The sequence below is a fragment of the Arthrobacter koreensis genome, from assembly GCF_035792275.1.
In the GTDB taxonomy this organism is placed as follows: Bacteria; Actinomycetota; Actinomycetes; order Actinomycetales; family Micrococcaceae; genus Arthrobacter_B; species Arthrobacter_B koreensis_A.
The window spans coordinates 216,658-230,005 of the sequence record NZ_JAMWKK010000004.1 but is presented as its reverse complement, the minus strand read 5'-3'; the positions used below and the strand labels follow the sequence as shown (position 1 = coordinate 230,005).

At 67.8% G+C, this 13,348-nt stretch carries 15 protein-coding genes; 1 reads left to right on the top strand and 14 read right to left on the bottom strand.

Annotated elements, in window-relative coordinates; genetic code table 11:
* Positions 1–267 precede the first annotated feature (267 nt).
* The 11 genes from NGB94_RS06015 to NGB94_RS05965 all read right to left on the bottom strand — a co-directional run bounded on the left by NGB94_RS06015 (position 268) and on the right by NGB94_RS05965 (position 8,533).
* Positions 268–714 (bottom strand): hypothetical protein, encoded by a 447-nt coding sequence (locus tag NGB94_RS06015; protein ID WP_325789701.1) that lies wholly within the window; start codon positions 712–714, stop codon positions 268–270.
* A complete protein-coding gene (locus NGB94_RS06010) occupies positions 705–1,286 on the bottom strand; it encodes a hypothetical protein (RefSeq protein ID WP_325789700.1) in 582 nt (193 codons plus the stop codon). Before NGB94_RS06010 ends, NGB94_RS06015 begins: the two co-directional genes overlap by 10 nt.
* A complete protein-coding gene (locus NGB94_RS06005; RefSeq protein ID WP_325789699.1) occupies positions 1,237–1,956 on the bottom strand; it encodes a hypothetical protein in 720 nt (239 codons plus the stop codon). Before NGB94_RS06005 ends, NGB94_RS06010 begins: the two co-directional genes overlap by 50 nt.
* Positions 1,953–2,228, bottom strand: a complete 276-nt coding sequence (locus NGB94_RS06000) for a hypothetical protein (protein WP_325789698.1) — start codon at positions 2,226–2,228, stop codon at positions 1,953–1,955. Before NGB94_RS06000 ends, NGB94_RS06005 begins: the two co-directional genes overlap by 4 nt.
* A complete protein-coding gene (locus tag NGB94_RS05995) occupies positions 2,225–2,728 on the bottom strand; it encodes a hypothetical protein (RefSeq protein WP_325789697.1) in 504 nt (167 codons plus the stop codon). Before NGB94_RS05995 ends, NGB94_RS06000 begins: the two co-directional genes overlap by 4 nt.
* 105 nt (positions 2,729–2,833) lie before the next feature.
* Positions 2,834–3,445 (bottom strand): phosphatase PAP2 family protein, encoded by a 612-nt coding sequence (locus tag NGB94_RS05990; protein ID WP_325789696.1) that lies wholly within the window; start codon positions 3,443–3,445, stop codon positions 2,834–2,836.
* A 38-nt stretch (positions 3,446–3,483) separates the two neighbouring features.
* The gene (locus NGB94_RS05985) at positions 3,484–4,458 is read right to left on the bottom strand and encodes a D-2-hydroxyacid dehydrogenase (protein ID WP_325789695.1); all 975 of its coding nucleotides are present in this window, start codon (positions 4,456–4,458) and stop codon (positions 3,484–3,486) included.
* 73 nt (positions 4,459–4,531) lie between these two features.
* On the bottom strand, positions 4,532–5,335 hold the full coding sequence (locus NGB94_RS05980) for an ABC transporter ATP-binding protein (protein ID WP_325789694.1): 804 nt from the start codon (positions 5,333–5,335) through the stop codon (positions 4,532–4,534).
* Positions 5,332–6,426: a FecCD family ABC transporter permease gene (locus NGB94_RS05975; protein ID WP_418910614.1), complete on the bottom strand. Its 1,095-nt coding sequence runs from the start codon at positions 6,424–6,426 to the stop codon at positions 5,332–5,334. Before NGB94_RS05975 ends, NGB94_RS05980 begins: the two co-directional genes overlap by 4 nt.
* Entirely contained in the window at positions 6,423–7,514 is a 1,092-nt protein-coding gene (locus NGB94_RS05970) for an iron ABC transporter permease (protein WP_325789693.1), read from the bottom strand. Before NGB94_RS05970 ends, NGB94_RS05975 begins: the two co-directional genes overlap by 4 nt.
* Positions 7,511–8,533: an iron-siderophore ABC transporter substrate-binding protein gene (locus tag NGB94_RS05965; protein ID WP_325789692.1), complete on the bottom strand. Its 1,023-nt coding sequence runs from the start codon at positions 8,531–8,533 to the stop codon at positions 7,511–7,513. The genes NGB94_RS05970 and NGB94_RS05965 overlap by 4 nt, the downstream gene beginning before the upstream one ends.
* Positions 8,534–8,777: 244 nt before the next feature.
* On the opposite strand from NGB94_RS05965, the gene NGB94_RS05960 reads away from it, so the two are divergent.
* Positions 8,778–9,890 (top strand): epoxide hydrolase, encoded by a 1,113-nt coding sequence (locus NGB94_RS05960; RefSeq protein WP_325789691.1) that lies wholly within the window; start codon positions 8,778–8,780, stop codon positions 9,888–9,890.
* 500 nt (positions 9,891–10,390) lie between these two features.
* Here the strand turns inward: NGB94_RS05960 and NGB94_RS05955 are convergent, their stop codons facing one another.
* The 3 genes from NGB94_RS05955 to NGB94_RS05945 form a co-directional block, all read right to left on the bottom strand.
* Positions 10,391–11,653 (bottom strand): arginine deiminase, encoded by a 1,263-nt coding sequence (locus NGB94_RS05955; RefSeq protein ID WP_325789690.1) that lies wholly within the window; start codon positions 11,651–11,653, stop codon positions 10,391–10,393.
* 28 nt (positions 11,654–11,681) lie between these two features.
* The gene (locus tag NGB94_RS05950) at positions 11,682–12,029 is read right to left on the bottom strand and encodes a hypothetical protein (protein ID WP_325789689.1); all 348 of its coding nucleotides are present in this window, start codon (positions 12,027–12,029) and stop codon (positions 11,682–11,684) included.
* Positions 12,030–12,145: 116 nt separating this feature from the next.
* Positions 12,146–13,348, bottom strand: a complete 1,203-nt coding sequence (locus NGB94_RS05945) for an alpha-hydroxy acid oxidase (RefSeq protein ID WP_325789688.1) — start codon at positions 13,346–13,348, stop codon at positions 12,146–12,148.

Sequence of the window (13,348 nt, the reverse complement as noted above, 5' to 3'; positions counted from 1 at the left end):
CTGAACCCCCACAGTCAGCGGATGCTGCCTAACCGTCCGGGCGTAGCAGCACCGGAGGCGACCCAGGAACGCGGACGGGGTGCGCGGCGGGGACGTATCCCCGGGCCAGTACAGCAGGCGTGATCCCCCAATCACATAATGCCTGCAGCTTCACCTGTCGGTGAGCGCTGTCCCCGTCCGTCGTTCCTGGTTTTCACTCATGTTTCACACATGTGTGAGACATGAGTGAAACCATAGCAGCGCGCACCGGACCGGTCAAAAAATGTCTCAGTCGGTTTCGTCGAGGATCTTGGCGATGGCACGCAGCGCCTCGGGGTCCACCGGGCCCAGGGCGCGTGCGGCGAAATTGCGGACTTCTGCGCGGCGCAGGCTGCGGATCAGTTCGAGTTCGGCCTCCACCCGTTCGGGCAGTTTGCCGCCCTCCTGGAGCAGGTACTCGGGGTCGACGTCGAACACGGCGGCAATGGCGCGCAGGGCATCATCCGGGACCACCTGTTCCTTGCCGGACTTCAGCAGGGACCACCTGGTGCGGGACAGGTAGTAGCCCGCCTTCTGGGCGCCGTCGCGGATCGCCGGGTAGTCAAAGGGCTTGCCGGATTCGGACATAATGACGTCCAGGAGCAGGTTGATCTTCCGGGCGAGCGTTTCCGCGCGCCGAAGTCCCGCCGCCCGCTCAGGAGGAAGATCCAGATTCTCCACGTTGTTCAGCTCCATGTTCTTGCTATGAGGAAACAGCAGAAGGTAGCCGTTCCCAGTAAGGCACCTGAAAGTGCCTCCGGCCAGGTGTGCTCACGGAGAGTGACCCTGCTGAACATCATCAACGGCGATAATATCAACAGCCATGCCCACGTTCCCCCGAATACTGCCACAACCCACAGCGCACCGAAGGTAATTACGGACACATGGGCGGACACGTTCAGCCAGCGCCGGAAGAACACCAGCCCAACGTTGCCCAGGAACAGCGCCGCCACGGTCAGCGGAACCGGTGATCCCAGCGGCAGCAGGAAACAGGCGACGGCACCGGCGAAGGTAAAGACGGCCAGCAGCTGGATGCGCAGCCGGTCAGGCAGCCCGCGCCGCTGGAAGGGCCGCTTCGCGAGTTTGTACAGCAGCCCGGGAACGCCGATGATCCCGGCCAGCAGCAGCCCGGCGCCTGCCGGACCGAGCCCTGCCTTGAGCCCGGCAAGGACTACCAGGACGGCCAGCACCAGGGCCGGCGGCAGGATCCGGGACAGGTTAGCGGCCAGTGCCTGCCGGACGCTGGACCGTTGAACCGTTGTGCTCAATGCGTGTGCCTACCTCGTCAATAATTGCCGTTTCGTGCGGGGAGATCAGCGCGGGCTGCAGGACCCGAACGTCACCGATGAAGATGAACCAGCGGTACAGCTGCGCCTTGGACGGCCGGTCGCCCAGGAAGATCTGCGCGGCACCGAGGGAGCTGCGTCCCTGCGGCGTCTGCACCAGCCGGGCGACGATGGGCCGCAGCGCTGCGATGTCCTGCGCGCGGCGTCTCCGGGCGCGGAACGTTGCCTTGATCCGTTCCGAGGACGGAAGGATGAAGCCGACGGCGAAGCCCAGAATCATCAGGGCGAGCAGCACCTGGTAGGCCACCGCCTGCGGTCCGCCGGAATCGGTGATGCCGTTCAGTTCCATCCCGATCTGGACCATCTTGAGGACTGCCGCGGCTACTCCGGCCAGGCAGGCTGCTCCCAGGACGTCGAACCCGATCCGGAAGGCCCTTGATTCCCCGCTGCGGTTGCGGCGCATCATTTCAAAGCAGGTGTAACCGCAGATCATGGCGAACCAGCCGAAGAATGTGGCCTGGTACCCGGCGATGGCGGGAATGTGGCCGAACGTGTCCGTGAAGCTCGCCGCGGACCCCCGGGTGTCGGACACCGCCAGCAGCACGATCTGGGCCGTCCCGAGGACCAGCCCAACAGCCAGCAGCACCTTCACCCGCCGTCCCCGCCGGTGACCTGCAGCAGCAGGCGGCTGAGGTCCGTCATGCCGGCGCCTACCAGCAGGTGGATCAACACGTTCAGCACGTTCCGCCCGGCCAGCGCCTGGTCAACGGCCAGGTACACCGGGTCGATGTTCAGGGTCCCGGCCAGCGCCACGGCACTCACCGCGGGAAGAACGCCCGGTTTCCAGCCGAACCGCAGTCCGAGAACCCGGATGGCCACCACCGCCCAGAGGACCAGGACGGGGAGGACCTGCAGGTACGTCATATAAACGTCCGCTCGAAGTCGCTGGGACTTCCGCCGTCCTTGGGCAGCAGCGAAAGGGACAGCAGGTAGGCGACATGCTCGGCAGCGCGTTCGGTCTCGTTCCAGTCCAGCGAGCGGGCGAGCATTGTCTTGATGCCCCTGCGGCTGCCGACATGCGCAAAGACCGACGGCGTTGCGGTCTCCACTCCGCCGCAGCCCTGGTGCTGCAGGAGGATGTGGCCAAACTCGTGGCACGCGGCATGGGTGCGGTGCAGCCGGTTGTCCCCGGCCGGCAGCAGGATGACGGACTTCTGTTCCTTTTCGATCCACAGCCCGGTCACGGCAGGGATGATGGAATGGTCAATGTCGCGCAGTTCAATGGGTTTGCCGTGCGCATTGGATACGGCGGCCAGCATCTCGTCAAAGCTGACGTGCTCAGCCAGGCCGAGCGCCGCCACCACGGCCTTGGAAGCGGCACGTTCGCGCTCCCTGCCGGCGGGCCTCGTAAAACGCAGTGCCATCAAATCCCCATCGTTGTCCCACACCTGCAGCCGTGCTCCTGCTGACGGGCACGGACCCTGCGACTTTATCCCACATCAGGGGCACGACGCCGATGCCCCTCCACGTCAGGGCAGCAGCAGGGCGGCCGCGAAGGCAACGCAGCCGGCCACATGACCGGCGAGCACCTGGGAGGGCGTGTGGTCGCCGAGCTTGATCCGGGACCAGCCGGTCGCCGAGGCGAGGATGAGGGCCAAGGCCGCACCGAACACCGGGACGGGTGCCAGCAGGGCCAGGCCCACGTAGGCCGCGACGGCGGAATGCACGGAGAGTTTCCAGACCAGGTTCGCGGCCAGGCAGATCAGCAGCCCAATGAACACGCCGCCGATCTCGCCGAAGAGGATGGCCGGGGCACCCAGCAGGAGCAGGACCAGCGCGCCAACACCGATGGACACCGCCGACGCCGCCTGGATCGGGGCGCGCTGCGAGCGCACCCCCACGTGGTGGTCGGTGACGGAACCGCGGGCCTTGAGCCAGAGAATTCCGCAGAACGGCAGGCCCACGGTGAAGACAGCCGCCGTGATGCCCTGCAGCCAGGTCACGTCCGGACGAAGCAGCGGCTGCAGCAGCAGCAGGATTCCCACCAGCACGGCCGGGGCCGTGGTTTCGGTGACGATGCGCGCCAGCCGCAGGGACGCTGACGCGGACTGGCCGGCTGCGGCCTGCTGGGTTTCTGGCATCCGTCGATTCTACGGTGAGCCGGTTGCCCTTCAGCGCGTCAGCCAGCTGCGGCTGCCACGAATCCCAGCTGCTTGTCCACGACGTTTGCCAGCGGCTTCCCCGCCAGGTACGCCCGCAGGTTGGCTTCGAACTGCGCGGCCATTGCGGGCAGGTGCGAACAAGAATCCCCGGACAGGTGCGGAGTGATCAGCACGTTCTCCAGGCCCCAGAGCGGGCTGGACTGGGGCAGCGGCTCGGGGCTGGTTACGTCCAGCACCGCCCCGCGGATGCGGCCGTCCCGCAGCATGCCCTCCAGGGCGCACTGCACCACCAGCTCTCCGCGGCCCATGTTCACCAGCACGGCGGAGGGTTTCATCGCCGCCAAAACCTCGGCGTTGAGCATGCCCCGGGTGTCTTCGGTCAGCGGCGCGACGAGCACAATCCAGTCGTAATTCCCCGCCACCGCGGCGAAGTCCGCGCTGGCGTGAACGGCACCAAAGTCCGCATCGCCGTCGCGCGCTGTCCGTCCCAGACCGTCGGCTTCGATGCCGACGGCGCGCAGCAGCCGGGCGGTCGACCGTCCGATGCTCCCGGTTCCGGCGACCAGCGCCCGGGTTCCGCCCAGGTTGGAGGTGCCGAAGTGCTGCCAGCGCCGTTCCGCCTGGTTCAGGCGCGCCTGCGGGAAGTTCTTGGCGAAGTGCAGGATCCCTGCCAGTGCGTATTCGGCCATGGCGGCGTCGAAGATCCCGCGGGCGTTCGTGACGGTGACATCAGAGGCGGCAAGTTCCGGGAACAGCAGCCGGTCCACCCCGGCGGCGGGCAGGTGCACCCATTTCAGGGCATCGGCCCGGTCCCAGCCCGCGCGCAGGCCGTCGGCGAAGTAGTTCCACAGGTACACAATCTCCGTGCCGGGCAGTGCGGCAGCCAGCTCATCGGCGTCGGCGGCCAGCCGTACGTCGGCGAGCTCGCGCAGGTTGTCGAGTCCCGTGACCTCGCGGTTGCCGGTAAGGATAGTCAGCACTGGTTTAGCCATGCGCTCAGGCTAGGCGATCGGCGCCGTCCGGCCTGCATCCGTTACGGCCGTGCCGCGCTCCGGCGATACCCGGTCAGGCCAGAACGTGGTGCCGGCCGAGCGGCAGCACCAGCGGCTTTCCGGAGGCCGGGTCGGTGATGACCCGGTTCTCCAGTCCGTAGACCTCACGGACGGTGTCTTCGGTGAGTACTTCGGCGGGCGTGCCGGCGGCGAGGATCTTCCCGCCGGCCATGGCCACCAGGTGGTCGGCGTAGCGGCCGGCCAGGTTGAGGTCGTGCAGCACCATGACGATCGTGGTGCCGCGGCTGCGGTTCAGGTCGGTGAGCAGGTCCAGGACTTCCACCTGGTGGCTCACGTCCAGGAACGTGGTGGGTTCGTCGAGCAGCAGCAGGTCCGTCTGCTGGGCCAGGGCCATGGCGATCCAGACGCGCTGGCGCTGCCCGCCGGAGAGTTCATCCACGGAGCGCTCGGCCAGCCCCGCGGTTTCGGTGGCGTCCAGCGCGGCGGCGACGGCGGCGTCGTCCTCTGCGTTCCACCGGGCCAGGAGCTTCTGGTGCGGATGCCGCCCGCGGCCCACCAGGTCCGCGACGGTGATGCCTTCGGGCGCCACCGGGGACTGCGGCAGCAGGCCCAGGGTGCGGGCCAGCTGCTTGGGCGGTATCCGGTGCACCTCCTTGCCGTCCAGCAGTACGTGCCCTTTCTTCGGCGCGAGCAGCCGGGACATTGAACGCAGCAGCGTGGACTTGCCGCAGGCGTTGGCGCCGATGACGGCGGTGACCTGCCCCGGCGGAACCAGCAGGTCCAGGGACTCGATGACCGTGCGGTCTCCGTAGCCAAGGGTGAGGCCTTCGACGGCGAGGGTGTGGGCAGCGGTCACAGTGAGGCTCCTGCGCGGTTGACGCGGACAATGAGGTAAACGAGGTACGGGGCGCCGAGCACGCCGGTCACCACTCCCACCGGGAAGCGGGTGCCGAAGGCGTATTGCCCGCAGAAGTCGGCCACCAGGACCAGCAGCGCACCGACCAGTGCGGCTGGGACCAGCAGGGACGGGCCGGGTCCCACCAGCCGGGCGGCGATCGGCCCGGCGAGGAACGCGACGAACGCGATGGGTCCGGTGGCCGCCGTCGCGAAGGAGATCAGCAGCACCGCGGCAACAATGATCACCAGCCGGGTGCGGCCCACGCGCACGCCAAGGGCCGAGGCGGTGTCATCGCCCAGCCGGGTGGCGCCGAGGTTGCGGGCCTGACCCAGCAGCACGGGTCCGCAGACCAGCAGCGCGGCGAGCACGGGCAGGGCCTGGTTCCAGGAGGCGCCGTTGAGGCTGCCGGTGAGCCAGCGCATGGCTTCCTGCAGTTCCCAGTCGGGCGCCTGGTTCAGGATGTAGGCGGTGACGGATTCGAGCATCGCGGCGATGCCGATGCCCACCAGAATGAGCCGGGTGTCCGCGACGCCTGCTTTATAGGACAGGGCGTGGACCACCAGCGCGACGGCGAGCCCGGCGGTGATCGCGAACAGGGACACCGAGGCTCCGCCCAGGCCCAGTCCCACGATCGCGAAGGCCGCACCGGCTCCGGCCCCGGAACTGATGCCGATGATGTCCGGGCTGGCCAGCGGGTTGCGCAGCATGGTCTGGAAGGCGACGCCGGCGAGGCCGAAGCTGGCTCCGGCGAGCACTGCCAGGGCGGCGCGGGGAAGGCGGAGGCGCCCGACGGCGAAGGAGGCACCGGCCACGTCCTCGCCGAACGCCACGCGCAGCACGTCGCCGAGCGGATAGAAGGTACGGCCGGCCATCACGCTAAGCGCAAAGACGGCAAGGATTAGGAGAGTCAGGAACGTGACGACGGTGCGCAGCCGGACGCCGCGGTTGCGGCGGCCGCGGACGACGGCGGCGATCGTCGTGCTGCTGCCTTCCCGGTCTGGGGCGTTCGGGGCTGCAGTGTCCGGGGATGTGGAGGAGGGAACGTTCACAGGGCTCGGACTTTCTGCCGGCGGACAATCCAGATGAAGAACGGGGCGCCGATCAGCGCGGTGATGATGCCGACGTCGATCTCCGCCGGGCGGGCCACGATCCGGCCCAGCACGTCCGCGGCGGTGACCAGTGCCGCGCCGGCGACCGCGGAGAACGGCAGCAGCCAGCGGTGGTCCACGCCGGTAAGCAGCCGGCAGGCGTGCGGCACCATCAGGCCAACGAAGGCAATGGGTCCGGTGACAGCGGTGGACGCACCGCACAGCAGGACGGCGCCCAGGGCTGCGGTGCCGCGGGCCAGGGCCACGCGTTCGCCGAGTCCGGCGGCGAGCTCATCGCCCAGGGCCAGGGAGTTCAGCGAGCGGGCCGTGACCAGGCAGACCAGGAATCCGACGGCCAGGAACGGCAGCACCTGCCCGATAGCATCGAAGGTTCCGCCGCCCACGCCGCCGATCTGCCAGGACCGTACTCCCCCGGCGAGGTCGTTCCGCGGGAGCACCACGGCGGAAATGAAGGAGGCCAGGGCCGCGGAGATGGCGGTTCCGGCGAGCGCGAGCTTGAGTGGGGTGGCGCCGCCGCGCCCCAGTGAACCCACGGCGTACACAAACAGTGCGGTGATTCCGGCACCCAGGATCGCGATCCAGACAAAGCTGTTCGCGGCGGTCAGCCCGAAGAACGCCATACCCACCACGACGGCGAGCGAGGCCCCCATGTTCACGCCCAGGATGCCCGGATCGGCCAGCGGATTGCGGGTCACGCCCTGCATCACCGCTCCGGCGACGCCCAGCGCGGCGCCGGCGAGCACGGCCAGCAGCGTGCGCGGAATCCGCTTGGCTACGGCTGCTTCGCTGAAGCCGTCCGCCGAGCCGCCCAGTGCGGCAACAATGTCCGCCCAGTCGACGTCGCGCGCCCCCACCGTGACGGAGGCCAGCATCAGCAGGCCCAGGACAACGACGGCGGCGGCGAGCCAGAGGGCGCGCAGCCGCCCCGGGCGGCGCCCCGCGGGACCGGAAGCGAGGGACTCCGGGGAGTCCTGGGTTCCGGATGCGGGGGCAGCGTTCGGGGCGGCTGGGCTGGAGGGGTGCGTCACTTGGCGGCGTCGGCTGCTTCTGCGAGCACGGTCAGGTAATCGTCGAGCACCCAGCTGATCGCCAGCGGGGTGGGGTTGGCGGCGGTGCCCAGCGGGTTGTCACCGGGCAGGGTGACGATCGCGCCGTTGGCGACGGCCGGGATCTGGGAGAGCAGCGGATCGGATTCGAGTGCGGTGACCAGTTCCTCGCCGCCGTAGGTGACGATGATGTCCACGTCGGCGAAGGCATCGGCCTGCTCGGCGCTCTGCGTGAGGGAGAACTTCTCGGTTTCGGCGGAGGCCTTGGCGATGCTTTCTGCCACGCTCATGCCCAGGTCTTCGAAGAACAGGGTGCGCGGATCGTGCGTGGTGTAGAAGCTGACTTCGCTGAGGTCCGTGGTGTCAACGTGGGTCATGAACATGGCGGACTTGCCGGCCAGCGCCGGGAACTTGGCAGCGGCGTCGGTCATTTCCTGCTCCAGGTCAGCGACCAGCTGCTCGCCTTCCTCGGCCAGGCCCAGCGCGGTGGAGTTGTATTCGACCATTTCGCGCCAGGAGGTGCCCCAGGCGGTTTCCGGGTAGGCCACCACGGGAGCGATTTCGCTCAGGGTGTCGTAGTCCTCCTGGGTCAGGCCGGAGTAGGCGGCCAGGATGACGTCCGGCTGGGTGTCGGCCACGGCTTCGAAGTCGATGCCGTCGTTCTCGTCGAACAGCACGGGTGCGTCGCCGCCGAGTTCGTCCAGCTTTTCCTCGACCCACGGGAGGATGTCGTCGCCGTCGTCGTCGCCGAAGTTCGCGGCTGCCATGCCCACAGGCACAATGCCCAGGGCCAGCGGCACTTCGTGGTTGGCCCAGTTGACGGTGGCTACGCGCTCGGGCTTTTCGTCGATGACGGTGGTGCCGAGGGCGTGCTCGATGGTGATGGTTTCCCAATCGCCCTCGGATGCGGCCTGGCTTTCCGGCGGGGTGGAGGAGCAGGCGGCGAGGGATGCGGTGAGCAGGGCGGCGGCTGAGAGCGCAGCGAGTTTGGAGGAGCGCAAGAGTCGTTTCCTTTGATGCAGGTTCGGGCCGGTCCCGATTGGGGCCGGCGGAAGCCTTCCTGCGACGCTCCGGATACGTACTTAGGTCAGGCTAACCAAGGACAGCCTAAGCTGACCAGCGGCGGGTGCGCAATTTGGTTACAAAAAGGTGGCCTAATTAGCGAAATGTTGGGTTTGGGCCCGTACCCCTTTCCCTGGCATCGGCCTATAGTTTCGGGAAATCACTTTTCTGTGAGGAGCCGCCGTGAATCCGTATGAACCCGTTCCTCCCGCTGCACTGAAGGACCTTGCCGAGCGCCTGGCACGGTTCCGTCCGGTGCCTGAACCCCGCATGTTCAACCGCAGCCGCGAGTCGCTGGGTTTCGGCGGAGAGCAGCTCACTGAACTGGTGGAGTACTGGCGGAACGGATTCGACTGGCCCGCGCAGGAGGCCTGGATTTCGGCGCTGCCCTGGGAGCAGACGGAGCGCTCGACCGTGCCCGTGCGGGCTGTGGTGTCCCGCGCCAAAGCCGCCTACGGGTCGCCGTCGTCGCCCGTTGTGCTTTTGCTGCACGGCTGGCCGGATTCCGTCCTGCGGTTCCAGCGGCTCTTTCCGCTCATGACGGACCTGACCTATGTGGCGCCGGCGCTGCCCGGGTACCCGTTTGCCGCTCCCGTGCCGGCCGGCGGGATGTCCACGGTGGAGATGGCCGATGCGATTGCCTCGGCGATGTCCGAGTTCGGGTTCGCCCGCTACGTGGCGTCCGCCGGGGACGTCGGTTCCGATGTGGCGGAGGCGCTGGCAGTGCGGCATCCCGACGTCGTGACGGCACTGCATCTGACGGATGTGTCCCAGTACCACGTCAACCTCGCGCCGCCGGAGGACATGGACGACGCCGAGCGGGAGTACGCTGCCCGGGCGCGGCGGTGGCAGGGGGCCGAGGGCGGGTATGCGCATGAGCAGTCCACCCGGCCTGTGACGCTTGCGGCGGGGCTTGGGGATTCACCGGCCGGACTGGCGGCCTGGATTGGCGAGAAGCTGGTCCGCTGGACGGATTCGGACGGGACGCTGACGAACGCGTTCAGCCTGGATGAGGCGCTGACCTGGATCAGTGCGTACTGGTTTACCGGGTCGATCGGGACGTCGTTCGCTCCCTATGCTGCGGGCCGTCCGACGGGCTGGGCGCGGATCGAAAGCCCGACCGTGTTCACGCTGTTCCCGAAGGACCTGGTGAACGCACCGCGGCAGTTCGCCGAGCGGTATTTCAATGTTGCGGGGTGGACCGAGTTTGAGAGCGGCGGGCATTTTGCTGCGTGGGAGCGGCCGTCGGAGTATCTGACTGGGGTGCGTGCGGCGGTGGAGATGGGGTTTGGGTAGTTTTCCGGCCGCTTTCGCTGCCGGTTTATGCTTCTGCTGCCGGTTTACGCTCTTGCTGCCGCTTCTAGCCTGCAGCAAAAGTGCGAAGCGGCAGCAGAAGTTCGAACGGGTCGGTCACGGCAAACAGAAAGCGCTGCCGGGCCGCCCCGTGATGGGACGACCCGGCAGCGACGAGGGAACTAGACCTCCGTGGTCACCTTCCACGACGAGTGGATGTAGTTTGACCACGCCCGGCGTCACCTAAGCAAAGGGTCTGACAATCGAAGGTCATGAGCTCTCGCCGAACGTAAGTGGAGCAGACCGCGGAGGTTACCGCCAAGTGTCCGCACCGCATGAGGTGCCTGCTACTCGCGGGTTTCGCTGATCGGTCAAGAACCCGGACCGGATTTGCTGCCGTTCCGCACTTCAGCTGCCAGTTCGCGGTTTTGCCACCGGTTGGAAACGGCAGCAGACGTGCAAACTGGTCGATTTTCGGCAGAGCGCGACTCAGCCGAAAGACGTCACTCAATCCCGTCCCGGATGATCGGGCAGGTCATGCAATGCCCGCCGCCCCGGCCGCGGCCCAGCTCGGCTCCGACAATGGGGATCACCTCGACGCCGGCGTTCCGAAGCGCAGCGTTGGTCTGGGTGTTCCGGTCATAGGTGAACACCACTCCCGGCTCCACGGCGACGGCATTGTTCGCGCTGTCCCACTGCTGGCGTTCGGTGGCGTGGTAGTCCCCGGCGGTCTCCACGAGGCGCAGCTGCTTGTAGCCCATGGCTTCGGCCACTACGTCCACGAAGCGGCGGTCCCGCTCGTCCCGGATTTCGAGGCCGGGGGCCTTGTCCGAGGGGTGGATGGTGAAGGGGTGGATGCCGTCCACGATCGCCGGATGGATGGTGGCCAGGTCCCGGTCCGCGAAGGTGAACACGGTATCCAGGTGCATGGCGGCGCGCAGTTTCGGCATCCCGGCGACCACGATCCGTTCCGCTGCCTCCTCCGCGAAGAGAGCCTGCGCCAGCTGGGTGATTGCCTGCCGGGAGGTTCGCTCCCCCATACCAAGCAGCACGGTGCCGTTGCCTACGGGCATGACGTCGCCGCCTTCCAGGGTGGCCTGGCTCCAGTCCTGTTCGGCATCGCCCCACCAGATCTTTGATCCGGTGTAGTCCGGGTGGAACCGGTAGATGGCCTGCATCAGCAGGGTTTCGTCGTGCCGGGCCGGCCAGTACAGCGGGTTCAGGGTCAGTCCGGAGCCAATCCAGCAGGTGGTGTCCCGGGTGTAGAGGGTGTTGGGCAGCGGCGGCAGCAGGTACTCGGGCCGGCCCTGGGATTCCCGGATGAGACCGACGTAACCGCTGCGGTAATCGACGGGAAGGTCCGACGTCGTCAGGCCACCAATGAGGTACCGCGCCAGTTCCGGTCCGGAGAGTGAGTCCAGGAAGGCGCGGGTGCCGACGACCAGGCCCAGGCCCACGCGATTGGCGATGATTTTGCGGTCCAGCAGCCAGGTCCGCGCGTCGGGCAGGTCCATGGTCTGGCCCAGCAGGTCATGGAGTTCGACGACGTCGACGCCGCGGCTGGTCAGCTTGGCAACGAAGTCCGCGTGGTCGCGCTGGGCGTTCTCCACCCACAGAACGTCGTCGAACAGCAGGTCTTCACGGTTGGTGGGGGTCAGGCGTTCGTGGGCCAGGCCCGGTGCGCAGACCAGGACCTTGCGCAGCCTGCCCACCTCGGAGTGGACGCCGTAGGACGTAGCCGTGCCTGCGGCGGTCGGGGAAAGCATGGATTCTCCTTGTGTTGGAAAGCCGGACCTACTGTCCCTGTTCCGCCTGCGCCCGGCGGCGGAGCGCTTCGTTGACGGCAGGGTCATCCAGCTTGCGCAGCCAGGTGAGCAGTTCCGGTCCGGCGGCCGGATTGGCGGCGACGGCGGGGCGTGCGATTGGCTGCTCGGCGGCAAGTTTCTGCAGGCGCTGCGGAGCGGTTCCGGGGTCCTCTGCTTCTGCCAGAATGGCAACCTCAGCGGGATCCACGTCCCGCGGCCGGCTGACCGAAGCTCCGGCATTTACGATGCCTGACGCCGGGACGTTCATCAGCGGAGTTGTCCGGCGGGTGGACGGGGCGTTCTCGTCAGCGGGATGTTCCTGCATGTCTTCGTGCACGGGATGCTCCTTTGTAAGTAGCCTTATGAACATCCTTGCAGAAGGTGCCCTGGTCTCCGAATCGGCGGATGCCTACGGGCAGAGCGCACCCTGCAGCCCCGCCCTGGGAAGGCGGATCAGCGCAGGTGCTCCGGCCCCAGCTCGGCAACACTGGTAACCCCGATCAGCTGCATCACCAGGGTCATCTCCGTCCGCAGGATTTCCAGCGCCCGGTCCACGCCCTGCCTTCCGCCGGCCATCAGCCCGTACAGGTAGGCCCGGCCGATCAGCGTGAAGTCTGCGCCGGCGGCGAGGCCAGCCACGATGTCCCCTCCGGACATGATCCCGGAGTCCAGGATCAGCTGGGCTTCGGGCCCGACGGCGGCACGGATCTCCGGCAGCACCTTCAGCGGAACCGGGGCACGGTCCAGCTGCCGTCCGCCGTGGTTGGAGACCACCAGCGCGTCCGCCCCGCGGGCCAGGACGTCGACGGCGTCGGATGCGGACTGGATGCCCTTCACGATCAGCTTCCCGGACCAGTTCTCCCGCAGCCAGGCCAGGTCCTCCAGGTTCAGCGACGGGTCGAACATGGTGTTGACCTGCTCCGCCACCGATGTCCGCTCCCCCTCGAAGTTGGCGAAGCCCAGCGGCTTGGTGGTCAGGAAGTTGAACCACCACTCCGGCCGGTACGAGGCATCCAGGATCGTCTTCGCCGTCAGCGTCGGCGGTAGGGTCATGCCGTTGCGGGTGTCGCGGTGCCGGGCGCCGGAGACCGGGGTGTCCACGGTGACGATCAGCGCCCCGAACCCGGCAGTCTCCGCGCGGCGGATCAGCTCCAGCGACCGGGGACGATCCTTCCAGAGGTAAAGCTGGAACCAGCGATCGGCGTCGGGCGCTTCCGCAGCGACGTCCTCAATGGACACTGTGCCCATCGTGGAGAGCGAGAACGGAATCCCGAACGACGCCGCCGCCTGCGCACCGGCCACCTCACCGTCCGAGTGCATCAGCCGGGTCAGGCCGGTGGGCGCGATGCCCACCGGCAGCGCCGCATCCGCACCGGCGATTTTGGTCCGCAGGTCCACCGTTGAGACATCGCGCAGCACGCGCGGGTTGAACTCGACGGCGTCGAACGCGGCCCGGTTCCGGCGCAGCGAATGCTCGGCGAAGGATCCGCCGTCCACGTACTCGTATGCCGCCGTCGGGATCCGCCGCCTGGCGATGTCCCGCAGGTCCGCGATGGTGTTGGCTTTGGCCAGGCGGGCTCGCCGCCGGTCGGGGTCGAAGGCCTTGAACTGGACGAGTTCGCGGAGTTCGGAGTACTGGGGAATTCGGCGCTTCAT